The 5,445-nt window shown below is 61.6% G+C and carries 8 protein-coding genes; 5 read left to right on the forward strand and 3 right to left on the reverse strand.

Features of this window, described 5'->3' with window-relative positions:
* On the forward strand, window positions 1–205 hold a 205-nt coding region (locus tag RMO18_RS20580; protein WP_309668395.1), incomplete at its 5' end, for a hypothetical protein.
* A 21-nt stretch (window positions 206–226) separates the two neighbouring features.
* Here RMO18_RS20580 and RMO18_RS20585 read toward each other — a convergent pair.
* From RMO18_RS20585 to RMO18_RS20595, 3 genes are read right to left on the reverse strand one after another with little or no spacing between them, the layout of a single operon-like run.
* Entirely contained in the window at window positions 227–706 is a 480-nt protein-coding gene (locus RMO18_RS20585; protein ID WP_309668396.1) for a RidA family protein, read from the reverse strand.
* 6 nt (window positions 707–712) lie between these two features.
* On the reverse strand, window positions 713–1,417 hold the full coding sequence (locus RMO18_RS20590; protein WP_309668397.1) for a hypothetical protein: 705 nt from the start codon (window positions 1,415–1,417) through the stop codon (window positions 713–715).
* Window positions 1,389–1,673 carry a hypothetical protein gene (locus RMO18_RS20595; RefSeq protein ID WP_309668398.1) on the reverse strand — a complete coding sequence of 95 codons (285 nt, stop codon included), beginning with the start codon at window positions 1,671–1,673 and terminating at the stop codon, window positions 1,389–1,391. Before RMO18_RS20595 ends, RMO18_RS20590 begins: the two co-directional genes overlap by 29 nt.
* A 259-nt stretch (window positions 1,674–1,932) precedes the next feature.
* Here RMO18_RS20595 and RMO18_RS20600 point away from each other — a divergent pair, with 259 nt between their 5' ends.
* The 4 genes from RMO18_RS20600 to RMO18_RS20615 all read left to right on the forward strand — a co-directional run bounded on the left by RMO18_RS20600 (window position 1,933) and on the right by RMO18_RS20615 (window position 5,343).
* Window positions 1,933–2,403 carry a hypothetical protein gene (locus RMO18_RS20600; protein WP_309668399.1) on the forward strand — a complete coding sequence of 157 codons (471 nt, stop codon included), beginning with the start codon at window positions 1,933–1,935 and terminating at the stop codon, window positions 2,401–2,403.
* A gap of 146 nt (window positions 2,404–2,549) precedes the next feature.
* Entirely contained in the window at window positions 2,550–3,170 is a 621-nt protein-coding gene (locus tag RMO18_RS20605) for a ribonuclease HII (RefSeq protein WP_309668400.1), read from the forward strand.
* Window positions 3,171–3,269: 99 nt separating this feature from the next.
* Window positions 3,270–4,403 (forward strand): site-specific DNA-methyltransferase, encoded by a 1,134-nt coding sequence (locus RMO18_RS20610; protein ID WP_309668401.1) that lies wholly within the window; start codon window positions 3,270–3,272, stop codon window positions 4,401–4,403.
* 187 nt (window positions 4,404–4,590) lie between these two features.
* A complete protein-coding gene (locus RMO18_RS20615) occupies window positions 4,591–5,343 on the forward strand; it encodes a helix-turn-helix domain-containing protein (RefSeq protein ID WP_309668402.1) in 753 nt (250 codons plus the stop codon).
* The last annotated feature ends 102 nt before the right edge of the window (window positions 5,344–5,445 follow it).

Consider the following 5,445-nt stretch of genomic DNA (forward strand, 5'->3'; position numbering starts at 1 on the left):
CATGTTCAGCAATCTGGCCGAGGACATCTGGCGCGCATTTCGGGACACTCCGCGCGTCGAGTCTGATCTTGAGGCGGTGGACAAGGGCAGCGACAAGCTGGTCCTGCAGGTTCGGACGGGCCTGAAGGGGCGCGTCCTTCAGACCATTCACCGCATCATCTCCACCCAAATGATGACGGAGGACGTCAGGGTCGAGGACGGCTGAGGTCCAAATGCGACCGCCCCCTCACTCCACCTCCACCGTCGCCCAGGTCTCGAAGCACACCCCGTTCGCCAAGGCCATCACCCCGATCGTCGCCCGCCCGCCCAGGCCCCGTTCCCGCCCGAACACCTCGACCAGCAGGTCCGACAGCCCCGACGACACCTTGTGCACCTCCTCATACTCCGGCGCGCACACCACAAAATTCAACGTGCGCACAATCCCCCGCACCCGGTCCAGCGACCCGACCGCCTGGCGTATGCCACCCAGCACGTTCAACCCGGTTTGCCGTGCGGCCGCATAACCCTGATCGGTCGTCAGACCCGCCCCCAACCGCCCCTTGTGCGTGACCTGCGCCCCGATCTGCGCGACATGGCCCGACAGAAACAGCAACGACCCCACCCGGTGAAACGGCTTCATCGTGCCATAGTCGGCCCCATAATAGCCTGTCACATCAAAGTCAGGGATATCCAACCCCATCTGGATCGCCAGCTTTTCCGCAGTCATAGCGCCTCACATCATCTTGATGACATCTTTGCCCACAGCCAGAACATAGCCGCGCCGCGCCACGGTCTTGACCAGCAATTCGCTGACCAACTGGTTGCCAAGGGTGTCGCGCAACCGCTTGATCCTTGTCGCCCCCGCCGCCTCGTCACAATCGGCCTCGTTGCGGCCCGAAATCACCGCCTCAATCTGCGCCCCGGTCAGCACCTCGTCATCCATCCGCGCTTCGGCCAGAACCGACAGGGTTTCCAGCGCGGCTTCGGTCAGCGCAAATTCCAGATCGTTGATATAGACGGCGCGCGAGTCGCGGCTGATCAGCAGGCTGGCGACCTGAATGCCGGATCGCTGGATTGCCGAGATGCGTCGGTTAAGTGCGATGATCGTCACCAGAAACACCAGTGCGGCCACCATCAGGGCCGTGGAAAACACCAGCAACACAAAGATCACCGAACGATAGCTGGTCAGCACCTCGGAAAAAGACGTGCCCGACTGCGCAAGGATTTCCAGCAGCTTGATCTCTGCGCCTGATCGCAGGTCATCATTCTCGACAAAGATCTTGGTGACCTTGGCGTTGAACGCATTCGCGTCCGGCAGGTTCAGAAACAGAAAAAGTGCCGCCCCGAACAGGATCAGCACAATTCCGGCAATTCCGAAGGCAACGACGCGGTTGCCCGCTTTCAGACTGTCAGTAACGGAGGAAATAGGCTCCGGCACTCGCTTTCCTTTCCTCCAACCCCTCCGGGCCGAATGTGGACAAAACGTTCAGCAACGTCCAGCCGTCTGCGGCCAGACGCGGCGCCAATTCGCCTTCGGCAGCGCCGTTGCTGCAGTTGCCGTCCGAGACTTGAGCCACACCGTAGTGCAGTTTCAACGGCTCGTCGCGCTTTGCCTTGTAATCGGCATAGCATTCCGCAGCAGCGGGGCCGGCAAAGGCCAGCGCAAGGGCTGCGGTCAGTATCAGTCGTTTCATGTCCGGGCTCCGGGTGGGAGGCAGTTTGATCTTGGCGACAACATGCTCTCACGCACGTTGATATTCAATAACAACGGGCGCTTGAGGCCGGTGTTATCGCATATCAGCCCCCCTGCTGCACAGTGCTATCGCATAGCCGCAGGGCGTTATTGCATGACCTTTGTTGTCAGGACGAGGCTGATCCCATCAAGCCCGACACGCCCCGCAACAGGGCAAGCGAAGCGGGTGATCCGCACCGCAACGGACCCAGGAGGCCACCATGACCACGATGTTCAAGACCGAAGCCGTTCGCATTGCCCGCACCATGCCGCGCGACAGTGGCGTTCAGGGACGGTCGCTTGCCACCATCATCACCGGGGCCGCCGCCGTTCTGGCACTGGTCTTGGCCACCGCACTGCCGGCGCGCGCTGACAAGAAGGATGATCTTGCCAAGGCGCTGATCGCGGCGTTGGTCATCGGTGCGATCATCCACGAAACCAAGCGCCATCCAGATCCGGTGCCGGTTCCCCAACCCGTGCACAAGCCCCGCGTCCCGCAGGTCTGCGCCATCCAGATCGACGGCGCCGACCGCAGCGTGACCGTCTATCCCGAAAGTTGCCTGCGCGAAGAGGGCTTCAATTACCGCCTGCCGCGCGCCTGCTCGCACGAGGCGCGGATCTACGGCCAGAAAGATCGGATCTACGGTGTCCAGTGCTTGCGTGACGCCGGATTCCGCGTCGCCGGAAACTGAAACTCGGTCCGCCAAGGCGGTTCGGGCCAGACGCGGGGTGCCCTTGACCCCCGTCTTCGTCCCCAAAGGGGCGGGCCTTGGGGGCGGGAGGGTGAGCAGCTCCCGCCCCCCTTTTTGCGCGGTCGGTTTCAGGATAGTCCTGCACGATGCCTGCCATCATTCCAGACTTCAGCTTTGAACTTGCCGCCATCACCAGTGGGGCCACCTTCGTTGTGGGCGTTGACGAGGTAGGCCGTGGTCCACTGGCCGGGCCGGTCACTGCTGCTGCTGTCCGCCTGGACCCAACCCGAATTCCCGCCGGCCTGCGCGATTCCAAGACCTTGACCGCCGCCCGCCGGGAACGCCTGTTCGACCAGCTCGTCTCGGTCGCCCAGGTTTCCATCGCGCATGCCTCGGTCGAAGAAATCGACGACATCAATATCCTGCGCGCCAGCCATTTGGCGATGACCCGCGCGATCGCTGGCCTGCCTGCAGATCATGCCTTGATCGACGGCAACATGATCCCGCGCGGGTTGGCCTGCCGGGCCACCGCCATAGTGAAGGGCGATGCTCGCAGCCTCTCCATCGCGGCGGCGTCTATTGTGGCAAAAGTGACACGCGACCGGATCATGGTGGATTTGGCGCAACAGCACCCCGGCTATGGCTGGGAAAACAACGCCGGTTACCCGACAAAAGCGCATCTGGACGCGCTGCTAAATCTTGGTGTCACCCCTTGGCATAGGCGTTCTTTCCGGCCCGTCCACAACATATTGTATCAAGAGAATTAAGTAACCCTTTGATTCAATAAAGAATTTGACGGCGAATCGCGTCTGACTCATTCTTGGCCAGAAGATCGGCACACCAAGATGCCGACATAGAGGCAGAGAATGACAACCAAGACGGCCCTGAAGACTGCGGCACCGGCTGCGGCGCTCCCCCTTAACGAGATTGTCGCAGGTGACTGCATCGAGGTCATGAACAGCCTGCCAGCGGGGTCTGTTGACCTGATTTTCGCAGACCCGCCCTATAACCTACAGCTCAAGGGCGATCTGCATCGCCCCGATAACTCTCTGGTCGATGCGGTCAATGACCACTGGGACCAGTTCGCCAGTTTTGCCGCCTATGACAGCTTTACCCGTGCATGGCTGGCCGCCGCCAAACGGTTGCTGAAACCGAATGGCGCAATCTGGGTGATCGGGTCGTATCACAATATCTTCCGCCTGGGTTCGGCGTTGCAGGATCAGGGTTTCTGGCTGCTGAACGACGTGGTCTGGCGCAAGACCAACCCGATGCCAAACTTCAAGGGCAAGCGGTTGACCAACGCGCATGAAACGCTGATCTGGGCCAGCCGCGACGAATCCGCCAAATACACCTTCAATTATGAGGCGCTGAAGGCGCTGAACGACGGCATCCAGATGCGCTCGGACTGGGTCTTGCCCATCTGCACCGGCCATGAACGCCTGAAAGACGAAAACGGCGACAAGGCGCACCCGACGCAAAAGCCCGAAAGCCTGCTGCACCGGATTATCGTCGCCACCACCCAGGCCGGCGATGTGGTGCTTGACCCGTTCTTCGGCACTGGCACCACTGGCGCTGTGGCCAAGATGCTGGGCCGCGACTTCATCGGTATCGAACGCGAGGAAGCTTACCGCAAGGTGGCGCTGGAGCGGATCGCCCGGGTCCGCCGCTTTGACGCCTCGGCGCTGGAGATCACCGGTTCCAAACGCTCCGAGCCGCGCGTGCCGTTCGGGCAGGTGGTGGAACGTGGCATGCTGCGACCGGGCGAAGAGCTGTTCTCGTTGGGCAACCGGTTCATGGCCAAGGTACGTGCTGACGGCACGCTGATCGGCAATGATGTGAAGGGTTCGATCCATCAGGTCGGGGCGGCCCTTGAAAAGGCGCCGTCCTGCAACGGCTGGACCTACTGGCATTTCAAGCGCGACGGAAAGATGGTGCCGATCGATATCCTGCGCCAACAGATCCGCGCCGAGATGGAAGCTGATCTCAGCCCCACCCACTGATTTCCCCGCAAGGGAACCCCCACGCCTGTGCCCGGGACCGCCTCGGGCACACCTGCCCCGCCGTGCTTGCATGGCGGGGCTTTTTCGCATCGGCCAGAACCTGACCACTACAGTTTCAGGACTGGACTGACCGCCACGCCGCGCCGATGATACTGGCGCGGACGGTTCGGTCGCAAAGGGTTCGGGCATGGCGCAAGACGGCTACAACCATTTCTGCCCAATTGCCAAAGCCTGCGAGGTGCTGGAACCCCGCTGGACGCTGCTTGTCCTTAGCGAGATGTGGTCCGGCTCCGTCCGCTTCAACGAAATTCGCCGGGGCGTGCCGGGGATGTCGCCAACCCTGCTGTCCAAGCGCTTGAGGGACCTGGAACAGCGCGGTCTGATCACCCGCACGCCGCACCGCGCCACAGGCGACATAAACTACAAGACTACCGCCATCGCCGATGAATTGCAGCCATTGGTGATTGCGTTGGGCCAGTGGGCGCACCGCAACATCGACGCAGAGGTGACGCTGGAACATCTCGATGCGCGGCTTCTGATGTGGAACATCAGGCGCAAGATCGACACTTCGGTCCTGTCGACAACCGGGCGACGGGTGGTTCAATTCATCTTTCCGGAACTGCCGGAGGATAGCCAAAGCTACTGGCTGATCGCCAAACCCGGCGTGCCGGTGGACCTTTGTACCTCCGATCCCGGCCATGATGTCGATCTGTTCATCACGGCCGATCTTAGGGCGATGACCGCGGCATGGATGGGCCTGTCAACCTACGCCGCCGAGATTGCGCGCGACCGGATCACCCTGATCGGCGACCGCGATCTTGCTGCGTCGTTCGGCCGCTGGATGGTCCGCAGTTCGTTTGCAGGTGTACCCGACGCCGCCCAGTCCATTTTCGATACCGCTATTGGTCCAGACGCAGCACTGGCCCGCGCCGGACGTTAAGCCCAGGTTTGAACGACCGAGGCACGCCCGGTTCAATTTCTCAAATCTGCGGAGAATATTCATGCACGCTACCATTGCCCCCAACCCCTTTGCCCCCACCCC

It is taken from the genome of Tabrizicola sp. (assembly GCF_031377265.1).
Lineage (GTDB): Bacteria > Pseudomonadota > Alphaproteobacteria > Rhodobacterales > Rhodobacteraceae > JAUYQR01.